General features: G+C 47.6%; 16 protein-coding genes and 2 pseudogenes. 15 read left to right on the forward strand and 3 right to left on the reverse strand.

What is annotated here, in order from left to right:
- Positions 1-89: 89 nt before the first annotated feature.
- Both EV146_RS06140 and EV146_RS06145 read left to right on the forward strand, forming a co-directional pair.
- On the forward strand, positions 90-833 hold the full coding sequence (locus EV146_RS06140) for a TVP38/TMEM64 family protein (protein WP_241993828.1): 744 nt from the start codon (positions 90-92) through the stop codon (positions 831-833).
- The gene (locus EV146_RS06145; RefSeq protein ID WP_132003403.1) at positions 812-1,561 is read left to right on the forward strand and encodes a GTP pyrophosphokinase; all 750 of its coding nucleotides are present in this window, start codon (positions 812-814) and stop codon (positions 1,559-1,561) included. The genes EV146_RS06140 and EV146_RS06145 overlap by 22 nt, the downstream gene beginning before the upstream one ends.
- 130 nt (positions 1,562-1,691) lie before the next feature.
- On the opposite strand, the gene EV146_RS06150 is transcribed toward EV146_RS06145, so the two are convergent.
- Positions 1,692-2,897, reverse strand: a complete 1,206-nt coding sequence (locus EV146_RS06150) for a nitrate/nitrite transporter (protein WP_132003406.1) — start codon at positions 2,895-2,897, stop codon at positions 1,692-1,694.
- Between the two features lie 364 nt (positions 2,898-3,261).
- On the opposite strand from EV146_RS06150, the gene nirB (EV146_RS06155) reads away from it, so the two are divergent.
- From nirB (EV146_RS06155) to EV146_RS06180, 6 genes and pseudogenes are all read left to right on the forward strand, one after another.
- Positions 3,262-5,655: a nitrite reductase large subunit NirB gene (gene nirB, locus EV146_RS06155; protein WP_132003409.1), complete on the forward strand. Its 2,394-nt coding sequence runs from the start codon at positions 3,262-3,264 to the stop codon at positions 5,653-5,655.
- 36 nt (positions 5,656-5,691) lie between these two features.
- Entirely contained in the window at positions 5,692-7,845 is a 2,154-nt protein-coding gene (nasC, locus tag EV146_RS06160) for an assimilatory nitrate reductase catalytic subunit NasC (protein ID WP_132003412.1), read from the forward strand.
- Between the two features lie 100 nt (positions 7,846-7,945).
- A complete protein-coding gene (gene nirB / locus EV146_RS06165) occupies positions 7,946-10,360 on the forward strand; it encodes a nitrite reductase large subunit NirB (RefSeq protein WP_132003416.1) in 2,415 nt (804 codons plus the stop codon).
- A 22-nt stretch (positions 10,361-10,382) separates the two neighbouring features.
- Complete coding sequence (gene nirD, locus EV146_RS06170; RefSeq protein WP_132003419.1) at positions 10,383-10,703, forward strand: nitrite reductase small subunit NirD; 321 nt, start codon at positions 10,383-10,385, stop codon at positions 10,701-10,703.
- Between the two features lie 258 nt (positions 10,704-10,961).
- Positions 10,962-12,421: pseudogene (dcuS, locus tag EV146_RS06175) on the forward strand (DcuS/MalK family sensor histidine kinase).
- A complete protein-coding gene (locus EV146_RS06180) occupies positions 12,418-13,107 on the forward strand; it encodes a response regulator (RefSeq protein WP_132003422.1) in 690 nt (229 codons plus the stop codon). The pseudogene dcuS and the gene EV146_RS06180 overlap by 4 nt, the downstream one beginning before the upstream one ends.
- A 39-nt stretch (positions 13,108-13,146) precedes the next feature.
- Here the strand turns inward: EV146_RS06180 and dctA are convergent, their stop codons facing one another.
- Positions 13,147-14,406 (reverse strand): C4-dicarboxylate transporter DctA, encoded by a 1,260-nt coding sequence (dctA, locus tag EV146_RS06185; protein WP_132003425.1) that lies wholly within the window; start codon positions 14,404-14,406, stop codon positions 13,147-13,149.
- A 261-nt stretch (positions 14,407-14,667) separates the two neighbouring features.
- Between dctA and EV146_RS06190 the strand changes: the two genes are divergently transcribed.
- The 5 genes from EV146_RS06190 to uvrA all read left to right on the forward strand — a co-directional run bounded on the left by EV146_RS06190 (position 14,668) and on the right by uvrA (position 21,802).
- Positions 14,668-15,468 carry a uroporphyrinogen-III synthase gene (locus EV146_RS06190; RefSeq protein ID WP_132003428.1) on the forward strand — a complete coding sequence of 267 codons (801 nt, stop codon included), beginning with the start codon at positions 14,668-14,670 and terminating at the stop codon, positions 15,466-15,468.
- Between the two features lie 135 nt (positions 15,469-15,603).
- A complete protein-coding gene (locus EV146_RS06195) occupies positions 15,604-16,176 on the forward strand; it encodes a YitT family protein (protein WP_241993829.1) in 573 nt (190 codons plus the stop codon).
- Positions 16,177-16,328: 152 nt separating this feature from the next.
- Entirely contained in the window at positions 16,329-16,553 is a 225-nt protein-coding gene (locus EV146_RS06200) for a CsbA family protein (protein ID WP_373566050.1), read from the forward strand.
- A 382-nt stretch (positions 16,554-16,935) separates the two neighbouring features.
- Positions 16,936-18,915 (forward strand): excinuclease ABC subunit UvrB, encoded by a 1,980-nt coding sequence (gene uvrB, locus EV146_RS06205; protein WP_132003756.1) that lies wholly within the window; start codon positions 16,936-16,938, stop codon positions 18,913-18,915.
- Between the two features lie 7 nt (positions 18,916-18,922).
- Positions 18,923-21,802, forward strand: coding sequence for an excinuclease ABC subunit UvrA (gene uvrA, locus EV146_RS06210; RefSeq protein WP_132003438.1), 2,880 nt, complete (start codon positions 18,923-18,925; stop codon positions 21,800-21,802).
- 166 nt (positions 21,803-21,968) lie between these two features.
- On the opposite strand, the pseudogene EV146_RS28355 reads toward uvrA, so the two are convergent.
- Positions 21,969-22,936: pseudogene (locus EV146_RS28355) on the reverse strand (polysaccharide deacetylase family protein).
- 481 nt (positions 22,937-23,417) lie between these two features.
- Between EV146_RS28355 and EV146_RS06225 the strand changes: the two are divergent.
- Positions 23,418-24,533: a DUF4097 family beta strand repeat-containing protein gene (locus tag EV146_RS06225; protein ID WP_132003447.1), complete on the forward strand. Its 1,116-nt coding sequence runs from the start codon at positions 23,418-23,420 to the stop codon at positions 24,531-24,533.
- Positions 24,530-24,877 (forward strand): phage holin family protein, encoded by a 348-nt coding sequence (locus EV146_RS06230; RefSeq protein WP_132003450.1) that lies wholly within the window; start codon positions 24,530-24,532, stop codon positions 24,875-24,877. Before EV146_RS06225 ends, EV146_RS06230 begins: the two co-directional genes overlap by 4 nt.
- Positions 24,878-24,890: the final 13 nt, after the last annotated feature.

The raw sequence follows: 24,890 nt of genomic DNA on the forward strand, positions 1-24,890 counted from the left end.
TAATAGGAAAGGCCCTTTGGCTTCCTTTGGTAAAAAACTTTTAATAAGACCGCCGTTCACCGGCAGTCTTGACTGAGTGGATGGTGACTATGAAAAAGTACTGGGCCAATCCAGGTTTCGTATGGTTTAAAGATAGGTCTATAAAAGTGATGCTGATTTCCATCTTCCTGTTCGGTGCAATGGTCCTGTGGAACTCTAATCAAAATTTGTTTGATTTGATGGTACATGGAGATATTGAGCAGCTTTTAGTTTTACTGGAAGAGAATTTAGCATATGCCTATTTGGTCATGTTCATCGTGATGGTGGTTCAAAATTCGTTTACGATCATTCCTCTGCTCCTTGTTATTTCGCTGAATATAGGTTTATTTGGATTTTGGAATGGCTTTTTATGGAGCTGGATGACCTCCGTGGTCGCAGCCGTATTTATTTTTATCTCTGTGAAATACCTGTTTCAAAGCAAATTAACTCAAAGGTTTCATCCGGAATTGGTGGAAAGGGTAGAACGAGAAGGGTTTGCCTACGTCTTTCGGGGGAGGATTTTTCCGTTTATTCCAACCAGTCTGGTGAATATTTTAGCAGGATTAAGCACGATTACATTCAGGCACTTTTTGCTTGGGACCATCTATGGAAACTTCCTCTACTTTTTCGTCCTCTCGCTCATCCCCGCTGGTTTATTATCCCTGGAAGGAGATCAGTTTGTCATTGGGGCAATCTTTGTCGTCCTTTTTACATTTTTTTATGTTTTTAAGAAGGTATATAATAAAATAAGGAATGATAAAAAACTCACCCGCACTAGAGAAGAGGAAGAGAAATGTTCGAAAACTTTAACCTAAATGACCTTAAAAGTATAAAAAAAGAATTGACCAGATTCATGATGGCCTATAAATTCGCTGTGGATGAAATGAACACTAAAATCAACATACTCAAGGAAGAGTTCCAATATATTCATGACTATAATCCGATTGAACATGTAAAATCCCGGCTGAAGTCGCCCGAAAGTATCGCTAAAAAGGTTTCCCGGAAAAACATGGAGCTGAATTTGAATTCGATCAAGGAAAACCTCCGGGATATCGCCGGGATAAGAATCACCTGTTCCTTTATTTCGGATATTTACAAAGTCAGTGAAATGCTGCAAAGTCAAAAGGACGTCACAGTTGTGGAGTGCAAGGACTATATTAAGAATCCAAAGCCAAATGGATACCGCAGCCTGCACCTGATTGTTGAAATCCCGATTTTCATGTCCGACCGGGAAGAGAGAATTCCCGTAGAAATCCAGATCAGGACAATCGCCATGGATTTTTGGGCCAGCCTGGAGCATAAAATATTTTACAAATATAATAAAGATGTTCCCCTGAGCCTGCTTCAGGAGCTAAAGGATGCAGCCACCTCTGCAACCGAGCTCGACCTAAAAATGGAGCGGCTCAATAATGAAATCAACATTGTAAAAGAAAAAAACAAAGAGGATGAAGTCCTTGTACATAATGAGGAAAATCCCAGGCTGAACTTGCCGCTAGCCATATTCGAATCCCTGGTCCAGCAAAAAGACAAAGAAAGAATCTAATCGCCTATCTGCAACGCAACCCTTCAACCCACTAAAGGGGGTCAGACCCCGGATGCTTTAAAGCGCTAAACTCCCCTATCCCATAAGTATAGGACCTTTCTGATCAATGAAAGGTCCTTTTGGTCGTGGCTTAAATTTTCGCTGCTTCCCTGCCGACATTCCATTTCTTCTTCCATGCAAGACCCGCGAGCGACAAAATCCCAAAGGCTGCAATCGCAATTACCGCAAATGTCAGAAATCCGGAGGCATAGGTTCCGGTGGTTTCTTTCAGGACTCCCAGCAGGGTTGGAAGGAAGAAACCCCCGATTCCGCCCGCAGCCCCGACAATCCCCGTCACCATGCCCATTTCCTTTTGGAACCTTTGCGGAACCAGCTGGAAGACTGCTCCATTTCCCATTCCGAGGCACATCATCCCTGTAAACAGAAGGGCTGTCACCAGGAAGATCGTTGGCAGCTGGCTCACCCCTATCATGCAGAGGCAAACACCGATGAATAAAAACGACAGCACCCGGACGCCGCCTATTTTATCGGCCAGCATTCCGCCTACGGGACGGAAGAAGCTTCCGGCAGCGACGCACAAAGTGACAAAATCGCCTGCCTGGACTTTGCTCAGCCCGTACTGGTCAACAAAGAAAATACTTAAAAAGCTGGTCAATCCGACGAATCCGCCGAACGTCACACTGTATAACAGACAGAACAGCCAGGTATCCCGGTGGCTGAACACTTTTAAATAGTTAACCAGCGGCTGAGGGGCAGGCTGGCTTGGAGCATCCTTTGCCATTAGAAGGAAAAAGACAAATACAATCGCCAGCGGAATAATGGCGATTCCCATGACGGCATGCCAGCCGTAAGCCTCCGCCAGCCGTGGGCCAAATAAGGTAGCAAACAGTGTACCGCTGTTGCCTGCGCCGGCAATTCCGTTGGCTGTTCCCTGTAAATGGGGTGGATACCATCTGCTTGCCATTGGCAAGGCTACAGCAAAGCTGGCACCAGCCACCCCCAACAGAATTCCGATTGCATAGATTTCTGTCAAAGTTTCACCTGCAAACATTCCCCATAATAGAGGCAGCATGGTAACGGACATTCCGATTGTCGCTGTTTTCTTTGGACCGATCCGGTCAGTCAAAATTCCGAGGACAATCCGGAAAAAGGAGCCGGCAAGAATCGGGATTGCAACGACAAGTCCCTGTTCAGATGGAGAAAGTCCAAAATCCTGCGAGATATAAACCCCTAAGGCCCCCAGCATCACCCAGATCATAAAACTGACATCAAAATACAAAAAAGACGACAACAAAGTTTTGGGATGGCCGCTGGTTCGTAGTTCTGCAATTTTCACTATGATATTCCCCTTCCATTTACAAAATTAGTATTGAGAAAAAGGCAAGAATTCTTGAAATCTGCTTTTTCAAAATCAGTGTCATTATATAAGCAGGATTGGAAGGACGGAAGATTTCTGTTAGGAAACCTTACACAGAAATTGGATTACAAAAGCGTGACTGTAGGGGGATTTTATGCAAATGCAAAAAAATGTTAAATCTAAAAAACCGCTTTCAAAAAATAGACGGAAAAGCCGGTACGAAGCCATTCTTATTAAAAACTATGTAAGGTTTCTTTACATAACTGAATATCTAAATCTCTATCTATGAAATAATACAGTACATGAACTCAAACGATACTACACAATTTTCGGGGGGTTATACGTGCGTAAGCAGAGGTTGGTTTTAGTCGGGAACGGAATGGCGGGTGTCCGATGCATCGAGGAAATCCTCAAGCATGATGCCGATGCATTTGAAATTACGATTTTTGGAAGCGAGAATCATGGGAATTATAACCGGATTATGTTGTCTTCAGTTCTGCAGGGAAATGCGGAAATCGACGAAATCATCCTGCAGCAGGAAGCCTGGTATCAAGAGAGGGGAATTCGGCTTTTTAAAGGGGAGACGGTCGTTTCCATTGATCCCCCGTCGCAAACGGTCAGGAGCGACCAGGGCAGGGAGGTGTCCTATGACAAGCTGATCCTGGCTACAGGGTCGTCTCCTTTCATCCTGCCGATTAAGGGAGTGGACAAAAAAGGTGTCCGGAGTTTCCGGACCATTGAGGATTGTGAAAGAATACTTTCTGAATCCAGGAGCTGCAAAGCCGCAGCCGTGATTGGAGGAGGGCTGCTGGGGCTGGAGGCTGCTAAAGGATTATTGAATCTGGGGCTGAAGGTTCAGGTAATCCACAAGGCTCCGTTTCTGATGGAAAGGCAGCTTGACGAAACGGCCTCAAAGATGCTGCAGGCTGAGCTGGAACGTCAGGGAATGAGCTTTATTTTTGAAAAACATACCCAGGAATTTGCCGGCAAGGACCGTGTGGAAAGGATTCAATTTTCCGATGGCACCGGAATCGATGCCGAACTGGTGGTGATGGCTGTGGGAGTCAGGCCCAATGTGGGGCTTGCCAGGGACCATGGAATTGCCGTCAATCGAGGAATTATCGTTAACGAATACATGCAGAGCAGCGATCCGGCCATTTACGCAGTAGGCGAATGCGCCGAAAGCAACGGGATCGTGTATGGAATCGTCAAACCTCTGTATGAACAGGGGAAGGTTCTGGCAAAGCACCTATGCGGAATCGCCTCTGATGGATACAAGGGCTCTGTCCTTTCCACCCAATTAAAGATTTCCGGTGTTGATGTTTTCTCCATCGGACAGCTGGATGGCGGGGAAGAGGGGAAGGCTGTCACCATTTTCAACTCGGTGGATGGAGTTTATAAAAAAATGGTCTTCCAGGAAAATAAGCTGGTTGGCGTTGTGCTGTATGGCGATACAACCGAAAGCGGCCGCTTGCTTGAGCTGATCGTCAAGAGAAAGGATGTCGAGGACCTGGAGAAAGGGCTTCTCCTGTCTTCGGCGCAGCATGAAGGGTATACAACTGCAGGGATGCCCCCTACTGATGTGATTTGCAATTGCAATGGAGTGTCCAAAGGAACGATTGTGGAAGCCTGCCTTTCAAAGAACCTTGCCACCGTAGAACAGGTAAAGGAATGTACAAAAGCGTCCGGCTCCTGCGGAGGCTGCCGTCCGCTCGTCGCTGATCTTCTTGACTACGTCCACAGCGATGAATTTGATGAACCGGCTGTTGTCGGCTCCCTTTGTTCCTGTACAAATTTAACCGAGGATGAAATTGTCCGGCAAATACAGGAAGACAATCTTCAGAGTACAGAGCAGGCGATGGCAAAGCTTGGGTGGAACAACCCAAGGGGCTGTGGTATTTGTGTGCCTGCCCTGAGGTATTACCTGGGCATGGTTCATCCGGCGTACAAGGCATCTGCATGCAAGGCTGCCAGTAGCCCTGGCATCAACGCAGTCCTTCAAGACGATGGCACGTATTCGGTTGTTCCCCGGATGTACGGCGGAGTTACAGATGCCAATCAGCTAAAGGGGATTGCTCAAGTGATTGAAAAATATAACATTCCAGAGGTTCGGCTTACGAGCGGGCAGCGGATTCAATTGGCAGGAATCAAGGAGGAGATTCTAGACGAGGTCCTGAGGGAATTGACTGACATCCTGGTACCGGCTGAAAACCCAAAGAGGTCCATTAGCTCTGTTCCATGGGGGAACGCAAGCCTGAAAACCTTTGTTGCCGACCAGACCTGCGGCTGCAGCAGGAATGAATCTGTTCAGCTGGCGGCCGAATTGGAACGGAAAACCGAATCTCTCAACATGCCTGCCAGCTTGAAAATTGGAATTTCCCCCTGCCAGCATTGTGATGCCGCGGCGACAGCGATGGATATTGGCTTAATCCATGCGCAGGGCCGCTGGGAGGTGTATGTTGGCGGGCAGACATACAGGAATGTCAGCGGCGGGGCTTTATTTTATGTAACAGGGTCGCCGGAGGAAATCTTTGAGATTACTCTGGGTCTGATTCAATATTACCGGGAAACAGCTAATTACCTTGAACCAACCTGGAAATGGGTGGAACGGCTAGGTCTGATCCATATCCGGGAGATCCTTTTTGACCAGGATATCCGCATGCTGCTGCTCAAGCGGCTGGAATCCGAAAGAGAACAGCAAAGCGGGGCAAACAGTGCCGAAAGCCTGGTTCAGTAAAAGTAGTGATGAAACAAAAAAGAGGATGAGGACAAATTGACTGAATTATTTTTAAAATATTTCCGTGAAAAACAGCAAAAGGTTCAGCCTCAGAAGGTGTATCAGACACAATGTCCATTCTGCAGCGTTCAATGCAAGCTAAAGCTTGTTGAACAATCAAACTTGTCGCGAAAGCAATACTACATGATGGGGGTTGATAATCCGGCATCTGAAGGCCGCTTTTGCGTCAAGGGGCAAAATGCTTACCAGCATGCCATCCATAAGGACCGTGTTCTTTACCCGCTGCTGAAGGTTAATGGCCAGTTTCAGCGGATTTCCTGGGAAGACGCTCTTCAAAAGATTAAAAGCAGTTTTGAAGAGATTCAGAGAGAAGATGGGCGGGACGCTGTTGCCGTCTATGGAAGTGCTTCGATTACGAATGAGGAAGCCTATCTGCTGGGGAAGTTCGCCCGTGTCGCACTAAAAACAAGGCATATTGATTATAATGGGCGCCTCTGTATGTCGGCTGCTGCAAGCGCCGCAAGCCAGACCTTCGGGATGGACCGGGGGTTTACCAATACTCTTGGGGAAATCCCTCATACAAGAGTCATCATTCTGGCCGGGACGAATATTGCAGAATGCCAGCCGACCATCGTTCCTTACTTTGAACGGGCTAAGGAAAATGGTGCCTATATCATTGTCATAGACCCACGGGAAACGGACACTGCCAAACTCGCAGACTTGCATTTAAAAGTAAGGCCGGGGAGGGACGCTGCCTTAGCCAATGGCCTGTTAAAAGTCCTGATCGAGGAAGGCTATGCCGATGAAGCCTTTATCAGGGAGAGGGCTTCCGGATTTGAAGAAGTGAAGGAATATGTAACCTCCCTGGATATACAAGAAATCGAGAATCTTACCGGGGTGCCGGCTGAGCAGATAAGGAGGGCGGCAAGGAAGTTTGGTGCCGAGGAATCCGGAATGATTTTTACCGCGAGAGGTGTCGAGCAGCAGACAGACGGCTCGGCAGCAGTCCGCAACCTCTTGAATATTCTGCTTGCAACCGGGAAAATCGGAAAGTCTTTTTCCGGCTACGGGGCCATTACCGGCCAGGGCAATGGGCAGGGAGCCAGGGAGCACGGTCAAAAGGCCGACCAGCTGCCAGGATACCGTTCCATCGAAAACCCGGAACACCGGAAATATATCGCGGATGTCTGGGGAGTGAACCATGAGGAGCTGCCCGGGAAAGGCGTGTCAGCCTATGAAATGATCGAGAAAATGGACCAGAGTGAAATCACTGGCCTGCTGCTGCTTTGTTCCAATCCGATTGTCTCCAATCCGAATGCAAATCTAGTAAAAAGAGCCTTAAAGAAATTAAAGTTCCTCGTTGCTGTGGATTTGTTCGTTTCGGAAACAGCGGAACTGGCCGACCTGATCCTGCCGGCCTCGTCCTTTTTGGAGGATGAAGGCACGATGACCAATCTGGAAGGGCGCGTGACGTTAAGAGAAGCGAGCAGGCCGTGCCCTGGGGAATCAAAGCATGATTGGGAAATTATTTGCGAGATTGCAAGAGTGCTGGGTCACGGAGACTATTTCTCCTACACGATGCCAGAGGACATTTTTAATGAGCTGAGAGTGGCCAGCAAAGGCGGCCTGGCCGATTATTATGGCATCACCTATGAACGGCTTCGGAAAGAGGGCGGGATATTGTGGCCGTGCCCCGAGCCGGGTCATGAAGGTACTGCGCGAGTGTTCGAAACAGCCTTTGCCCATGAGGACGGCCGGGCAAAGATGGCTGTTGTGTCCAATCATCCCGTTGTTCCAAAGGAGAACCCTGATCAGGAATACCCGCTTCTGCTGACGACAGGGCGTGTAGTGTCGCATTACTTGACGGGGGTGCAGACGAGAAAGAGCCCCTCCCTTGCGGCAAGGAATTTCGAGTCCTACCTGGAAATTCACCCTAAAACGGCCAGGAAATTTGGGGTCGAGGACCATGAGCTGGTAAAGGTTGAATCGAGAAGGGGGAGCATTATCGTAAGAAGCAAAGTGTCCAAAGAGATTCGCGAGGATACAGTCTTCGTTCCTTTTCACTGGGCAGAATCCCAAAATGTGAACCTGCTGGTTGCCGGGGACCTGGATCCGTCCTGCCGGATGCCTGGATTTAAAGTCAGTGCCGTGAAAGTGTCCCCGCTGTCTGCTGAGGGAACTAGGGCTTAATACCTGAAATACGAAAATCATGTCAGGAAACCTCACGTGATTATTATACAAACTTAAATCCTGTGATAATCTTTAGGAAACTTCTTAAGGAGGAAGTCAAGTGCAAAAGAAAAAGCTTGTTCTTGTTGGGAATGGAATGGCCGGAGTTCGAACAATCGAGGAAATTATAAAGGTGTCGGCAGAAGAATTCGAAATCACGATTTTCGGAAGTGAACCGCACCCTAACTATAACAGGATTCTTTTATCCAAAGTGTTACAAGGGGATACAAAAGTTACCGATATTACGCTGAATGACTGGGATTGGTACCGGGAGAACAATATTGAATTGTATACCGGAGAAACGGTCACCGGCATTGATTCCGAAAATAAGGTTGTCACTACCGATTCCGGTAGAACTCAGCCTTATGATGAATTAATCTTGGCAACGGGCTCTCTTCCATTTATGCTCCCGCTTCCCGGAGCGGATAAAGAAGGAGTCACGGCCTTCCGGGATATCAGGGATACCGATATTATGCTGGATGCTTCCAAAAAATTTAAAAAAGCAGCGGTTATCGGCGGCGGGCTCCTCGGACTGGAAGCAGCGCGGGGGCTGCTGAACCTCGGGATGGAAGTATCCGTCATCCATATCGCACCGTATTTGATGGAGCGACAGCTGGATCCGACAGCTGCAAAACTGCTTCAGACGGAATTGGAGAAACAGGGCATGAATTTCCTGCTCGAAAAGAACACGGAGGAAATCGTGGGAAAAGACCGGGTGGAAGGGCTGAAATTTAAAGACGGTTCCTTCCTGGAAGCCGACCTTGTCGTCATGGCGGTGGGAATCAAGCCGAATGTGGAGCTGGCAAAGATAAGCGGCATTCCGGTCAACCGGGGGATTGTGGTGGATGACTACATGCGGACTGGGATTTCGAACGTCTATGCCGTTGGCGAATGCGCAGAGCATCGCGGAATCGTTTATGGGCTGGTTGCTCCGCTGTATGAGCAAGGGAAAGCGTTGGCCGCTGATATTTGCGGGAAGGCTGCCAAGCCATATGAAGGCTCTGTTTTATCTACGCAATTAAAGGTGTCCGGAGTCGAGGTGTTCTCGGCGGGCGATTTTATGGAAGATGAAACGAAAAAATCAATTAAGGTATTCGATGAGCAGGAAGGCGTCTATAAAAAGATCGTGCTGCGCGGCAACCAGATTGTCGGGGCAGTGCTGTTCGGGGACAGCAAGGATGGAAACAGGCTGTTCTCGATGATTCAGAAGCAATCGGATATTTCCGATACCTCCAAGGTCGCGATTCTCCAGCCTGTCGGCGGCGAGGCAGAAGAAAGCCTTGTGGCAGCCATGTCAGCCGATGATATTATTTGCGGATGCAACGGTGTTTCAAAAGGGACCATCGTCCAGGCCATCCAGGAAAAGGGCTGTACCTCTGTTGATGCCATCAAAGCCTGTACAAGTGCTTCGCGCTCATGTGGCGGATGCAAACCGCTTGTGGCTGATCTTCTGCAGCATACACTTGGCGCCGAATTCGACGGCCAGGCCAAAACAGAAGCTGTTTGCAGCTGTACAACATTATCACGGGATGAGATAGTGGCGGAAATCAGGGAGAAAGGCCTCACCCATGTGAAGGAAGTCATGAATGTCCTTGGCTGGGAAACAGAGGAAGGCTGCTCGAAATGCCGGCCTGCCCTGAATTATTACCTAGGGATGGTCAATCCAATCCAATATCAGGACGAACGCGAATCGCGGTTTGTCAATGAAAGGATGCATGCCAATATTCAGAAGGATGGGACCTACTCGGTTGTGCCGAGGATGTACGGAGGCGTGACAAACTCGAAGGATCTGCGCAAGATTGCAGACGTTGTTGACAAATATGACATTCCGCTTGTAAAAATGACCGGGGGCCAGCGCATCGACTTGCTTGGTGTGAAGAAAGAGGATGTGCCAAAGGTATGGGAAGACCTTAATATGCCATCCGGATTTGCCTACGGAAAATCGCTCCGTACGGTAAAAACCTGTGTGGGAGAACAATTCTGCCGCTTCGGGACCCAGGATTCGATCTCATTGGGGATTGCGCTCGAGAAAAAATATGAAGGCCTTGCGACTCCGCATAAAGTAAAAATGGCCGTCTCTGCCTGCCCGCGGAACTGTGCCGAGTCCGGAATCAAGGACCTAGGTGTCGTTGGCATCGACGGCGGCTGGGAGATATATGTAGGCGGCAATGGCGGGACGCATCTCCGTGCGGCAGATCTTCTGTATAAGGTGAAGACAGATGAAGAAGTAATCGAAATCACAAGCGCTTATCTGCAGTACTACCGTGAGACGGCCAATTATCTGGAGCGGACATCTGCCTGGATCGAGCGGGTTGGTTTACAGCATGTAAAAGAGGTCCTCGATGATCTGGAAACACGGAAAGACCTTTGTGGCCGAATGGAGGAAGCTCTCTCCACTTATAAAGATCCGTGGAAGGAAATTCTGGAGGACAATAAAGTAAATAATGACCTATTCGGTACCCTGGTAAAGTCATAAGTGTGAGGGAGGAGTCGAGGAAATGCTGAATCAGCTGGAGACGAAGATTTTTGTTGGGAAAATGGATGAACTGCCAGAACGGCTTGGGAAAACGGTGAGGATTGGCACAACGGAAATTGCCGTTTTTAAATTATCAAACGGAGGCGTCAGGGCGGTCGAGAACCGCTGCCCACATAAAGGCGGGGTCCTGAGTGAAGGAATGGTCAGCGGCGAATTCGTTTTCTGCCCGATGCATGACTGGAAAATCTGCCTCGATGACGGCAAAGTGCAAGAGCCGGACCATGGCTGTGTCAAAACCTTTCAGACGGCTATTGAGGGAGACGACGTTTATTTAATCTATTAACCAACCATTCGGGGGTCAGGCACCCTGCAGCACTTTAAAGTGCTGCGGCGTGCCTGACCCCTTTGTTGTGTTATAGTATTTTTATATAAACATTTAGGTTTTGGGGTGAGGGGACTGAAACAGGAAAGGTTTAAGCTGAGTACGATTATTTTCTGTTTTGTATCCCTGGTGGTCCTGCTGTCGCTAACAATTACGGATTTGCTGATCAGTCAAAATGTAACGGAGGATATTCGAAAGACCCAGGGGGAAAAAGCACAGATGGTCTCGCGAACGGTAGCGAGCTCCGATGTGGTAATCGATGGTCTGGAAAACAGTGAGAATGGGTCACAGGGGATCCAGACCTTTACGAAGGAAATTCAAGCTGCAACAAATGTCCTGTTTGTTGTTGTCATGGATATGGAAGGTATTCGAAGATCCCATCCAACCCCAAACCAGATCGGCAAGCCTTTTGTCGGCGGGGATGAAGAGGGTGTCCTTCAGGGAAAGAATATATCTCGAGTTCTAAAGGAACGTTAGGCGAATCACTCCGGGCTTTTACCCCAGTATTTACTAGCCAGGGAGAACAAGTGGGCGCTGTTGCTGTGGGAATCTCGTTGAAGGAAGTGGACAGGGCACTCGCCCATAGCCAGCGCAATTTCCTCACCGGGACCTTCATTGGGCTGATTGTCGGCGGCCTTGGGGCTGTTTTGCTGGCCAGATACTTAAAAAGGACTTTGCTCGGGCTTGAGCCTATTGCCATTGCACGGATCTTTGAAGAGCGCAGCATCATGCTGCAGTCTGTTCATGAAGGAATTGTCGCGGTCGATCTTGATTTAAAAATCACCCTTGTAAATAAATCGGCGATTCAATTATTTCGAAAAGCAGGTCTTTCCATGTCCCCTATCGGAAAAAACCTTCATGATTACATGCCCTCGGCAGGCTTGGAGAAAGTGCTGACAACGGGGGAGATGAGGCTTGATGAAGAGCAAAGAATCAATGGATTGTCCATCCTGGTCAATCATGTTCCCCTTGTCGTCAAAGGACAGGTTGTCGGGGTGATTTCAACCTTTCGGGATAAAACGGAGGTTAATCTGCTGGCAGAGCAGCTAACAGGAGTTAAAGCCTACGCGGAAGCGCTCCGGGCCCAGTCCCATGAATTCATGAACCGGCTTCATGTCATATTAGGGATGGTCAAGATGGAAATGTACGAGGAACTCTCTCAATTTATCCATGGAATCGTCGATCACCGGAAACGGGAAATGACCGAAATTACCTCCAGTATAAAGGATCCTGCCCTCGCAGGTTTTATGATGGGGAAATTAAGCTTTGCCCGGGAAGAAAACGTGGACATGTCAGTGGTCAGTGAAACGGTCATTCCCGAGCCTGAAGACCCGCTGATCACCCATGAATTGATTACCATCATGGGCAATCTGATTGATAATGCAATCGAAGCAATGTATGTAGTAAAAGAGAGAAAACTGAAAGTCCACCTGAATTATGCTGCCGGAAGGCTCTCGGTCTCTGTTAAAGATTCAGGCCAGGGGATTCTGGGGGGGCCTATGGGAAAAATCTTCGAAAAGGGGTTCTCGACAAAAGGACAAAACCGGGGTTATGGGCTGTATTTAGTTTCAAAGAGTATAGAGACGCTGGATGGCACTTCTCAAATTGAATCAACAGCCAGCGGTGGAACCCTCTTCACTGTTGTTATCCCATATATTCCAAAGGGGGGAGTGAAATGATCAAGGTCCTGATTGTTGAAGATGATCCAATGGTTGCAGAGCTCAATAAACGCTATCTTATGGAAGTAGAGGGGTTTCTTCATGGCGGAAGCGTTGAGACGGCAGAGGCAGCCATTGAGTTTATCAACAGAGAAAGCATTGATTTAGTCCTGCTGGATGTCTATATGCCTGGCGGAAATGGTCTTGAATTCCTCACCTATGTGAGGGAAAGGAAGCTTCAGGTCGATGTGATTATGATAACTGCAGCGTCCGATGCTGAGAAAATACAGACGGCCCTAAGGTACGGAGCCGCAGATTACCTGATAAAGCCTTTTGAGTTTGAACGGTTCCAGCAAGCACTCAGCAAGTATAAAGAAAAGCGTGATTTTTTTCAGCAAAATACAAGTGTGATGCAAAAAGAGCTCGATGAAAAGATTCTGGGACCTGAACAAAGAGAGCAAGGTGATCGATCGGAGGTCCTGCCAAAGGGCCTGACAAAAAGTACTCTTCAATCGGTCATCCAAGTGATTCAGAAGCGGGGCGGCACTCCCTTTTCAACCGATGAACTGGCTGAGGATACCGGAATTTCCAAAGTATCCGTCCGTAAATATCTGAAATTCCTTACGGAAGAGAACATCCTTGAGGAGTCGTTGACTTATGGAATTGGAAGGCCAGTCTACTTGTACAAGTGGAAGGGCGAAAAATAAACAAGAAAAAGCGAACCGGTTTGGTTCGCTTTCTTCTTGTTATGCTGTAATCTTTTTGCCTTTTTCTGTACCCGCTTCCTGGACAGGATTAAATTCGCCTTCCGTTTTGGAGATCACGACGGTAGCAACGCCATTTCCAATCAGATTGGTGATGGCCCGGGCTTCCGACATGAATCGGTCCACACCAAGGATAAGCGCCATTCCTTCAACTGGGATGGAAGGAAAGACAGCCAGTGTTGCAGCAAGCGTAACAAAGCCTGAACCTGTAACCCCGGCTGCACCTTTGGAAGTCAGCATCAATACTCCAAGGAGCGTAAGTTGCTGCAAGATGGTTAAATCTACACCATAGGCCTGCGCAATGAACAGGGCGGCCATTGAGAGGTAAATGGACGTTCCATCTAGGTTGAAAGAATATCCGGTTGGAAGAACCAGCCCTACGACCGGCTTGGAGCAGCCGTATTTTTCAAGCTTTTCCATCATCTTTGGCAGTGCGGCTTCTGAAGATGACGTACCGATAACAAGTAAAATTTCTTCTTTAATATACTTAATGAATTTAAAAATGCTGAATCCGTAGAACTTTGCAATGCCTCCGAGAACGAAGACGATGAACAGAGCCATTGTCAGGTAAACAGAGCCCATCAATTTCCCGAGATAAACGAGTGACTCCAGGGCGAATTCTCCGATCGTGTAGGCCATGGCGCCGAAAGCTGCGAAAGGGGAGACCTTCATAATGATGTTTACGATGCCGAAGAACACCTCTGTAACCTTTTCAAAAAAGTCGATGATTGGTTTGCCTTTGGAACCTAAGTGTGCAAGGGAGATTCCAAATAAAATCGCGAGCAGGAGCACCGGCAGAAGTTCGCCGCTCGCAAAAGCTCCGATAAAGCTGTCAGGAATGATGGATAAAAGAAAATCCATGAATCCATGGCTGGTTTCTTCCGCTGCTTTTGTGTATTGTGAGATATCCCCTTGCCCTGCTTCGGCATCAATGCCTTTTCCAGGCTTGAAAAAATTAGAGACAATGATTCCGATAGCCAAAGCAACGGTAGAGACAATCTCGAAATAAAGGAGAGCTTTTCCGCCAATCTTGCCTACCTTTTTCAAGTCCCCCATGCCAGCGATCCCGATGACGATTGTCAGGAAAATGATGGGGGCAATCACCATTTTTACGAGTTTGATAAAAATATCGGCTATTACTTTTAACTGTGACCCTATTTCCGGAAATGCAAATCCTGTCAGAATCCCTAGAAAAATACCTAAAATGACTTGAGTTGTCAGGCTTTTAAAGTTTATTCTCATTCTATCCCTCCTGAAACTAGTATTTTGGAAACGATTTCAATAAAGTGAATTATTAATATGTTAAAATTTTGTGAACATTTAATATAGATTAATTAATTTAATTAACCTTTAAGTAATTAAAAAAAGTAAACTATATTAAATTTATGGTTGTTTAAGATACGGAAGTGGGCTCTTATAATAGAAGATTATTAAATAGCCCTAACTCCTGCCAAAAAATGATATAGTAGCTTCAAAGAGAAGATTGGAATGGGGGTTATAAGGATGAAGCGTTTAGAGGGAAAGGTAATAGCGCTGGCTGGATCCCGCAAACTCGAGGAAATCAGCAAAATCATTACAAATATGGGCGGAGTTCCCGTTGTCCGTCCGGCGCAGGGAACGGTCTTTTTAGATGACTCCTCTATTGAGGACGATATCCGCGAGCTTGTGGCAGGCAAGTATGACTGGTTTATTTTTACAACAGGAATTGGCCTTGAAACATTGTATAAAACGGCTGAGAAATTGGGCCAGGCACAAGGGTTTGTCCAGGCCATCCAGCAGGCAAGAGTTGCGGCCCGGGGGTACAAAACAGTGAATGGGTTAAAGCGCCTTGGCATAACTCCGGCTGTCAGGGATGACGATGGAAGCATGGCCGGATTGCTTAGGTCACTATCTTCGCATTCCTTTGCCAATGCCAAAGTGGCGCTTCAGCTGCATGGCGATCCGGCACCAAAGTTAATGGAATTCTTAGAAGAACAAGGGGCAGAGTCCAAGGAGATTTTGCCGTATCAGCATATTCCGCCTAATCCGGAGGTTTTGGATCAGCTGGTGAACGAAATCCTTAAGGGAAAAGTAGATGCGGTTAATTTTACATCCACACCTCAAGTAAGGTTCCTGTTTGGCTACGCGGAGGAAAAGGGACTTCTTGATGACGTGCTAGCTGCATTTGCGGGCCCTGTCGTGGTCGTAGCGGTCGGCAAGGTGACAGGGGCTGCTTTGAAGGACGCAGGGGTTGAACGAATCGTCGTCCCGGAAGAAGAGCGGATGGGCGCCGCCATTGTCGCGTTAGAAAAGTACTACCAATAGAGGGTCAGGCACCCGTTGATGCATTAACGCATCGACGGGTGCCTGACCCCTTTTTTTTCGCATAATATGGGCTTATCCACCATAGTTTAGAAGGTAATGTCCTTATGGATGGGGAATTTAGAAAGGGGGCTGAAGGTGAGCGGGTTCGTTACAAAACTGGCCGCTGCTTTAATAGGAGGCTTCCTAGTCGGCACTGGCATAAATGGATTTTTGGTCCCGCATCACTTGCTCGACGGAGGGATTATTGGGATCGCCCTTATTCTTCATTATTACCTTGATGTAAAAACAGGATTGTGGATGGCTGTATTGAGCCTCCCGCTCAGCGTGTATGCCTGGTTCAAGGAAAGAAATTACTTTTATAGCAGCTTCCAGGGCTTGATTGCCACTTCCTTTTTTATTGATTGGCTGTCTCCATTAAAGAGTGAATTTCTCCTTCCAATATGGCTGAGTTCGATTATTGGCGGAGTATTGATTGGAACCGGTGTTGGCCTGATGCTGCGTTTTGAGACAAGCACGGGCGGGACAGACCTGCTGGCTTATATGATTCAAAAAGCATCCTCTATGAATCTGGGAACAGCTATTTTCCTGATTGATGGTTTGGTCGTCTTAATCGGCTTTAAAGCCCTGGGGGCAGAAAGCCTTCTTTTTTCGGTGCTGACCATTTTCATAGGGGGATCGGTAGCCTCCATTTTTTATGAAAAACTGTAAAGGCGGTTGTTCAAAAAGGCTCCTCTGCGAATCAGGGAGGCAAATATTATCACTTGTCTGGACATGGGAAAACAGCTATGCTAAAAGGTAACGAATCACAGGCTTGCGTCCGCATCCGTCAAGCCTGATCCAGAGAGGTGTATGCGTTGGTAATGAAATACTTTTTTGCCCTTTTGCTGCCCGGCATATTAGTTGTATTTTTCACAAGAGTAGCTTATAACCATGTCCTTGGGCTTGTATTGACGGTGGCTTTAATTGCAGCATCGGTTTACAAGGGATATACCGATTCGCTGCTGTTAATTGTGATTGATGCTTTTTCCTTAACACTGGGCTTTTATTTTGCCAATCGAATGGTTCAAAAAACCAGGAACCAATAGAGCCGCGCACAATGAAAAATTGGCGCGGCTTTGTTTCTTTAAGCCGCTTCCTCCCCTTGGCAACCCCTGTTAAAGCCTGCCCTCCCTTTTGCTGCATTCTGTAAACAAGCGGTCCACAGTTTTAAACAATGCCTTCTATTATTAATTGCTATTAAAATTTTTGAAAGAGCTGGATCATTATTTCGTTAAGATTGGCGATACTGATGAGAGGTCTGACTGAAAAATACAGGAACATTCGTTTGCGTTTTGTTGGTTTATTGCCCCTTCTTTATGGTAAAATGATGGTACGGAAATTTTGTCTATAATGGGATCAGCGGGCCGATACCCTGCAGCGCATCCTTAAATATAAATGGAAGATTATAAGCTAGGAGGCTTTGATGTGGTGAACAACCAGTTTGAATTAGTCTCAAAATATTCCCCTCAAGGGGATCAGCCAGCGGCAATCGCCCAGCTTGTGCAGGGGATAAAGGAAAAGAAGCAGCATCAAACCCTGCTTGGTGCGACAGGAACGGGAAAAACCTTCACTGTTTCCAATGTAATCAAAGAAATAAACAAGCCAACGCTGGTCATCGCCCATAATAAAACATTGGCTGGACAGCTCTACAGCGAGTTCAAGGAATTCTTTCCGAACAACGCAGTTGAGTATTTTGTCAGTTATTACGATTACTACCAGCCCGAGGCCTATGTGCCGCAGACAGATACATTCATTGAAAAGGACGCGAGCATCAATGATGAAATTGACAAGCTTCGTCACTCCGCAACATCTTCCCTGTTTGAACGGCGAGATGTCATTATCATTGCCAGCGTCTCCTGCATCTACGGCCTCGGTTCGCCGGAAGAGTACAGGGAAATGGTTGTCTCGCTGAGGACCGGGATGGAAATCGAACGGAATCAGCTTCTGCACCGCCTTGTGGATATCCAGTATGAACGGAATGATATTGATTTTAAGCGCGGGACCTTCCGCGTGCGCGGAGATGTCGTCGAAATCTTCCCGGTTTCAAAAGATGAGCACTGCATGCGGGTGGAGTTTTTCGGGGATGAAATCGATCGGATCCGCGAAGTCGATGCACTGACCGGGGAAATTATCGGTGAACGGGACCATGTCGCCATCTTCCCGGCTTCCCACTTCGTAACCCGCGAAGAAAAAATGCGGATTGCGGTCCAGAACATTGAAAAAGAACTGGAAGAGCGGCTTGAAGTGCTGAGGGCGGAGGATAAACTGCTTGAAGCGCAGCGCCTTGAACAGCGGACCCGCTACGACCTCGAGATGATGAGGGAGATGGGCTTCTGCTCAGGGATTGAGAACTACTCCCGCCATCTGACGTTAAGGCCGCCGGGATCAACACCTTATACCCTGCTTGATTACTTCCCGGAAGATTTTTTGCTCGTAATCGACGAGTCGCATGTTACGCTGCCTCAAATCAGGGGAATGTATAATGGTGACCAGGCCAGGAAGAATGTCCTTGTTGAGCACGGTTTCCGGCTGCCTTCAGCCCTTGACAACCGCCCGTTGACATTCGATGAATTTGGAAAGCACGTCAGCCAGGCAATCTATGTTTCTGCTACTCCTGGTCCTTTTGAGATCGAACACACACCGCAAATGATTGAGCAGATCATCCGTCCGACCGGCCTGCTGGATCCAACCATCGATGTTCGTCCGATTGAAGGGCAGATTGATGACCTGATAGGAGAAATCCATGACCGGATCAAGCGCAATGAACGTGTGCTGGTTACCACCCTGACTAAAAAGATGTCGGAGGATCTGACCGATTATCTGAAGGAAATCGGAATAAAGGTCCAGTACCTTCACTCGGAGGTCAAGACGCTCGAGCGGATTGAAATCATTCGTGAGCTTCGGCTGGGAAAATATGACGTGCTCATTGGAATCAACCTTCTGAGGGAAGGGCTTGATATTCCGGAGGTCTCCCTCGTTGCAATCCTGGATGCGGACAAAGAAGGGTTCCTCCGTTCGGAACGCTCGCTGATCCAGACAATTGGCCGTGCAGCGAGAAATGCCAACGGCCATGTCATCATGTACGCCGACCGGATTACCAATTCGATGGAGCTGGCAATTTCTGAAACGAAACGCCGCCGGTCTATCCAGGAAGAGTACAATGAGCAGCACGGCGTTACACCGCAGACAATCCAAAAGGAAATCCGGGATGCAATCCGTGCAACTTTTGCAGCGGAAGAGCAGGAAGAATACAACCCCTCTGAAGGCTTGAAGAAGCTGTCAAAGAAAGACCGGGACCACGTAATTGCCAATATGGAACAAGAAATGAAGGAAGCAGCCAAAGCCCTCAATTTCGAACGGGCTGCCGAGCTGCGTGATCTTATTCTAGAGATAAAAGCGGAAGGATGACAAAAACATGGCGATGGATAAACTGATTGTAAAAGGCGCCAGAGCCCATAATTTAAAAAATATCGATGTCACCATTCCGCGTGATAAGCTAGTTGTTTTAACAGGGCTTTCCGGTTCAGGAAAGTCTTCGCTTGCTTTTGACACGATTTACGCGGAAGGACAGCGGCGCTATGTGGAATCACTGTCTGCCTATGCCCGCCAGTTCCTGGGCCAGATGGACAAACCTGATGTCGATGCAATCGAGGGGCTGTCCCCGGCGATTTCAATCGACCAGAAAACAACAAGCCGGAATCCCCGCTCCACTGTGGGGACCGTGACTGAGATCTATGATTATTTACGCCTGTTGTTCGCAAGGGTCGGCCGTCCTGTCTGTCCAATCCATCATATTGAAATTTCTTCGCAGACGATAGAACAAATGGTGGACCGGATTCTCGAATTTCCCGAGCGGACAAAAATGCAGATCCTGGCGCCTATTGTTTCCGGAAGAAAAGGGACGCATGCCAAAACGCTCGAGGACATTAAAAAGCAAGGGTTTGTCCGTGTCCGGATTAACGGTGAAATGAATGATTTAGGTGAAGAAATTTCCCTGGAGAAAAATAAGAAACATTCCATCGAAGTCGTCATTGACCGGATTGTGGTCAAGGATGGAATCTCTGCAAGGGTCGCCGATTCACTTGAATCAGCCTTGAGGCTGGGGGAAGGTAAGGTCATCATTGATGTGATCGGCGAGGAAGAGCTGATGTTCAGTGAGAACCATGCCTGTCCTGTCTGCGGATTCTCGATTGGAGAATTGGAGCCGCGGATGTTCTCTTTCAACAGTCCTTTCGGCGCCTGTCCGGATTGTGATGGACTCGGGGTCAAGCTAAATATCGATCCGGACCTTGTTGTCCCTAACAAGGAGCTGACATTGAAACAGCATGCCATTGCACCATGGGAGCCGACCAGCTCCCAGTATTACCCGCAGCTGCTCGATGCGGTCTGCAGCCATTATGGAATCGACCAGGATGTTCCGGTAAAAAACCTGCCGAAGGACCAAATGGACAAAATTCTCTACGGTTCAGGCAATGACCGAATTTATTTCAGGTATGAAAATGATTTTGGCCAAATCAGGGAGAACTATATCCTGTTCGAGGGTGTCCTGAAAAATGTCGAACGCCGCTTCAAAGAGACTAGCTCGGATTATATCCGCGAGCAGATGGAGAAATATATGGCCGAGAATCCCTGCCCAACCTGCAAAGGCTACAGGCTGAAACGGGAAACTCTCGCGGTCCTTGTCTCCGGACGCCATATCGGCCAAGTGACGGAGCTGTCAGTAGAGGAGGCACACCAATTCTTTGACAGCCTTCAGCTTACTGAAAAAGAAATGCAGATTGCCAATTTGATCTTCAGGGAAATAAAAGAGCGCCTTGGATTCTTGATCAATGTCGGCCTTGATTACCTTACGCTGAGCCGTTCGGCAGGCACTTTGTCGGGCGGGGAAGCCCAGCGGATCAGGCTGGCTACGCAAATTGGCTCAAGGCTGACAGGAGTTCTCTATATTCTGGATGAGCCTTCCATCGGTCTCCACCAGCGCGATAATGACAGGCTGATTGAAACGCTAAAGAATATGCGCGATATCGGAAATACCCTGATAGTTGTCGAGCATGATGAAGATACGATGGTGGCTGCCGATTACTTGATCGATGTCGGCCCGGGTGCTGGAGTCCACGGCGGGGAAATTATTTCACAGGGAACTCCTGAAGAAGTCATGAATGATCCTGCGTCGCTCACAGGCCAGTATCTCTCCGGTAAAAAGTTCATACCGCTCCCATTGGAACGCCGCAAAGCCGATGGACGCTTTATCGAAATTAAAGGGGCAAAGGAAAACAACCTTAAAAATGTGAACGTCAAGTTCCCATTAGGTTCGTTCATCGCCGTGACAGGAGTTTCAGGGTCGGGCAAAAGTACGCTCATAAACGAGATCCTGCATAAATCCCTGGCCATGAAGCTTCATAGAGCCAAAAGCAGGCCGGGCGAGTTCCGGGAGATAAAAGGGGTCGAACATCTCGACAAGGTCATCGATATCGACCAGTCGCCAATCGGCCGGACGCCGAGGTCCAACCCGGCAACTTATACAGGTGTGTTCGACGATATCCGGGATGTGTTTGCGTCTACCAATGAAGCAAAAGTCAGAGGCTATAAAAAAGGGCGCTTCAGCTTTAATATAAAAGGCGGCCGCTGTGAAGCGTGCCGCGGGGACGGAATCATCAAGATTGAAATGCATTTCCTTCCGGATGTGTATGTCCCTTGCGAGGTGTGCCACGGGAAACGCTACAACCGAGAAACACTGGAAGTTAAATACAAAGGGAAGAATATCTCGGACATCCTTGATATGACCGTTGAGAATGCGAACGAATTTTTCAGCAATATCCCGAAAATCCAGCGTAAGCTTCAAACGATTGCCGATGTCGGATTAGGCTATATCACGCTTGGACAGCCGGCGACCACGCTTTCAGGAGGAGAAGCCCAGCGTGTCAAGCTTGCTTCCGAGCTGCACCGCCGCTCGACAGGACGTTCCCTGTATATTCTGGATGAGCCGACAACCGGGCTTCATGTCGATGATATTTCCCGGCTGCTTGTGGTCCTTCAACGTCTTGTCGAGAATGGTGATACAGTGCTTGTAATCGAGCATAACCTTGACGTCATCAAGGCTGCCGACTATATTACCGACCTTGGCCCGGAAGGAGGAGACCGCGGCGGTACTATTGTGGCTTCCGGAACACCGGAACAAATTGCCGAGGTAACGGAGTCCTATACGGGGAAATACCTTAAACCGGTTCTTGAGCGGGACCGAATGAGGATGAAGCAGCAAGTCGAGGAACGAGAGAAAAGCACCAGCAATGCCTAATCTGCAAAAGATCAATTCTGAATGGGTGTTATGGAAACAAGTAAATTGCGGCCGCTTCACCAGTGCTTCTGTGAAGAGGGAAGCACTGCAGAAAACTAAAAAAGGGCTGAACCGAAAAGTATACCACTTTTCGATTCAGCCCTTTTTACATTTTCGGGAAGAACATTTATTTTAAATGAATTGGCGTCATGGAGGGATCGAGTGATTTCATTTCGTACCGGTTCCTGCTTAAGTACTCCAGCAGTTTTGGCAGCTCTGCGGCTGTTTCCTCCCGTTCATGCAAGAGAATGACGGGCGGCTGGGAGCTTGAGGACTGGGCTGCCAGTTGAGCAAGGACATTGTCAATGAAGCGCTGGTCCCGGTAATGCCAGTCCATGCTGTCGATGTTCCAGTCCCACAGGATATAGCCATGATCTTTGACGGCCTTTTTGTAGTCAGCCTTCATATAAGGAACACTTCCATAGGGCGTGCGTATCAGGAGGGTATCCACGCCAGTTACCGCTTTAATCGTTTTCCGGGCCTGATCCATTTCGTTAATCACTGTTTTCGGAGATTGGTAGATTTTTTTCTTATCATGTGTTACACCATGCATTCCCAGCGCATGCCCTTCCTTTGCCATTTTTCTTACGGCATTGGGATGTTTTTTATATTGCCATCAAGCATGAAGAAGGTGGCTTTTGCATCGTACCGGGCTAAAACAGCCAGGATTTCTTCTGATGCCTGATGGGGGCCGTCATCGAACGTTAAGTAGACTGTTTTTTCAGGCAGGGAAGGAGCTTTCCGGAACCGCTCTAAATGGCTAGTGGTTTTTAACTGAATGTCAGAAAATACTCCCGGCATAATGGAATGGTAGGATTGGGAGGATGGAGACTCTTGGTGCGAAGTGTTTTTCATCTGGGCTGCGTCAATCGAAACAACGGAGGTGGAGATGAACAAGACAAGAAGAAAAGGCAAGTAGCCCATGATTTTACATTTTAATTTTTCCCCTTTTTTCTTCACAATCCTGCCTCCTATGGTTATTATCATTTCTCTCAAGCCCTCAAACGAAGGCGGAAAACCGTTTAATGTCTGGGTCCAGTTAGCTCCGTGCATCACCGTGCCCGGGCTTCCGTTCCGATCAGCATAACGATACATGCTGTTTCATCTTAATGACAGTCCTGTTACAGATATGTAACGAATCACTTAGCCGAGATTCATTTTAATTCATATATTTGAATTTAGCTAGATTATTTTTTACAAAATTTGTCGATTATCTTTCTCCTGTTTTAATCAATTTCAGAGTGTGAAAGAGTAATAGAAAAAGATAATTTTACAGAGATTGGGATTCCTCATGAAACTTCTTTGGTTTTTCTGCGTAATTATTCCTGAGGGGAAATAGAGCTGGATCATGTAAAAAAGACCTGTGACCTTTTCTCCCAGCGGGGAAGAAGGAAATGGGGAGCAGAGAATCCGCTGTTCCCGCATTCAGTTCTGCTGTGCTCCAAAAAAACGTGAGTTCTTCGGCTGTGTTATTCTCCACAGCTGTATCTGCATCACCATTCAAGCTTTTTATTGTCTTTCAAGGTTTTATGCCCGTGTTAAATGTTAAACATATAGAGATGAGGAGGAGTTTGGAATGAAGGAAGAGAGAATGAAAATCCTTAAGATGGTCGAAGAAGGGAAACTTGGTGTCAATGAGGCATTATTTCTCATCGAGGAGCTGGATAAGAGGGAAAAGGAAGTGGATGAGAAGAAAGCGGAGCTTATAACGGAGCTTTCAACCACTGTCCATAGAGGGGAATGGAACAAGGAACCAAAAAAAGACGAGTCGGCAGGCCATAAATTTCAGTTTGCGATGGACAAAGTGGTTGATTTTATGGACACTGCTTTTAAAAAAATTAAGGATGTTGACCTTGATTTGAACTTTGGCCCCTCGATAGACATTAACCATATCTTCCAGCAAAGCGGTGTGTACCTGAACCAGGTGGACATTGACCTGGCAAATGGTTCTGTTCAATTGCTCCCCTGGGATAAGGATGAAGTCCGGGTGGAATGCGAGGCGAAAGTCTATCGGGTCGATTCCCAGGATCAGGCACGGCGAAAACTGCTCGAAGAAACAACGTTTGCCGTTGAAGGGCAGAAGCTGCGTTTATCCAACCAGCAGAAATGGATGAAGGTCAATGCATCCATTTACATTCCGGCAGCTGATTACGAACATACAAGAATTAGACTTTTCAACGGTTCCATCAAAAGTGAAGGATTAACGGTGAAAGATTTAAAAGCAAAAACGGCAAGCGGGAAGATTACTCTGGACAGCCTTGAATGCAGGAAGGCAGAAACAGAAACGGCAAACGGACAGATTCAAATCTCAAGGAGCCATATCGATGAGCTGGAGGCAGAAACGATCAATGGGGCAATCAATGCGGACGGGGCTTTCCGTTATGCAGACCTTCAATCGTTCAGCGGCCATATTTCCTGCACGATTTCCAATCAGGATTGTGAAAGCATTGAAGCGAAAGGGGCTACGGGCAGCATAGAGCTGTATGTCCCGGAAGAATTGCCTGTTAAGGGAGAGCTTCGATCCAATCTTGGCGGCTTTAAGATGGAATTGGAGGACGTTGAAGTAATGGAGGAAAAAAGCGAGATGGTACAAAAATCTCTCCGGTTTACATCCAGGACTGAAAGCCAGAAACTAGCCCGGATTTATGCGGACAGCAAAACGGGCTCTGTCGCGCTTAAAAAGACATTATGAAATGGCTGCTGGGAATCCTCATCAATGGAGTGCTGTTCATAGCCATCTCGGGCTACTTTGATGAAGCGTTTTATGTATCAGGCTTCGGGGCGGCGCTGGGGGCAAGCTTCATCCTGTCTGTCCTGAATATCCTGGTCCGGCCGGTCCTGATTATTCTGACATTGCCAGTGACGGTTCTTTCCCTCGGACTTTTCTTGTTTGTCATTAATGCTTTCACCCTCATGGTGACAGACAGCCTTATGGGCAGTTCGTTTAAAATTGAGGGCTTTGGGATGGCGCTCCTGACTGCGGTCATCATGTCCATTGCCAGCCTCATCATCCAAAATACTCTGCTCAGGAAATAGAGGAATGGAGCAA

Origin of the sequence: Mesobacillus foraminis, from assembly GCF_004340465.1 — a bacterium.
In the GTDB taxonomy this organism is placed as follows: domain Bacteria; phylum Bacillota; class Bacilli; order Bacillales; family Cytobacillaceae; genus Mesobacillus_B; species Mesobacillus_B foraminis.

Excerpts from the sequence above, each read along its gene's own strand:
- EV146_RS06140 (WP_241993828.1), top strand. The coding sequence starts at position 90 with ATGAAAAAGTACTGGGCCAATCCAGGTTTCGTATGGTTTAAAGATAGG.
- EV146_RS06145 (WP_132003403.1), top strand. The coding sequence starts at position 812 with ATGTTCGAAAACTTTAACCTAAATGACCTTAAAAGTATAAAAAAAGAA.
- nirD (WP_132003419.1), top strand. The coding sequence starts at position 10,383 with ATGCTGAATCAGCTGGAGACGAAGATTTTTGTTGGGAAAATGGATGAA.
- EV146_RS06180 (WP_132003422.1), top strand. The coding sequence starts at position 12,418 with ATGATCAAGGTCCTGATTGTTGAAGATGATCCAATGGTTGCAGAGCTC.
- dctA (WP_132003425.1), bottom strand. The coding sequence starts at position 14,406 with ATGAGAATAAACTTTAAAAGCCTGACAACTCAAGTCATTTTAGGTATT.
- EV146_RS06190 (WP_132003428.1), top strand. The coding sequence starts at position 14,668 with ATGAAGCGTTTAGAGGGAAAGGTAATAGCGCTGGCTGGATCCCGCAAA.
- EV146_RS06200 (WP_373566050.1), top strand. The coding sequence starts at position 16,329 with ATGAAATACTTTTTTGCCCTTTTGCTGCCCGGCATATTAGTTGTATTT.
- uvrA (WP_132003438.1), top strand. The coding sequence starts at position 18,923 with ATGGCGATGGATAAACTGATTGTAAAAGGCGCCAGAGCCCATAATTTA.
- EV146_RS06225 (WP_132003447.1), top strand. The coding sequence starts at position 23,418 with ATGAAGGAAGAGAGAATGAAAATCCTTAAGATGGTCGAAGAAGGGAAA.
- EV146_RS06230 (WP_132003450.1), top strand. The coding sequence starts at position 24,530 with ATGAAATGGCTGCTGGGAATCCTCATCAATGGAGTGCTGTTCATAGCC.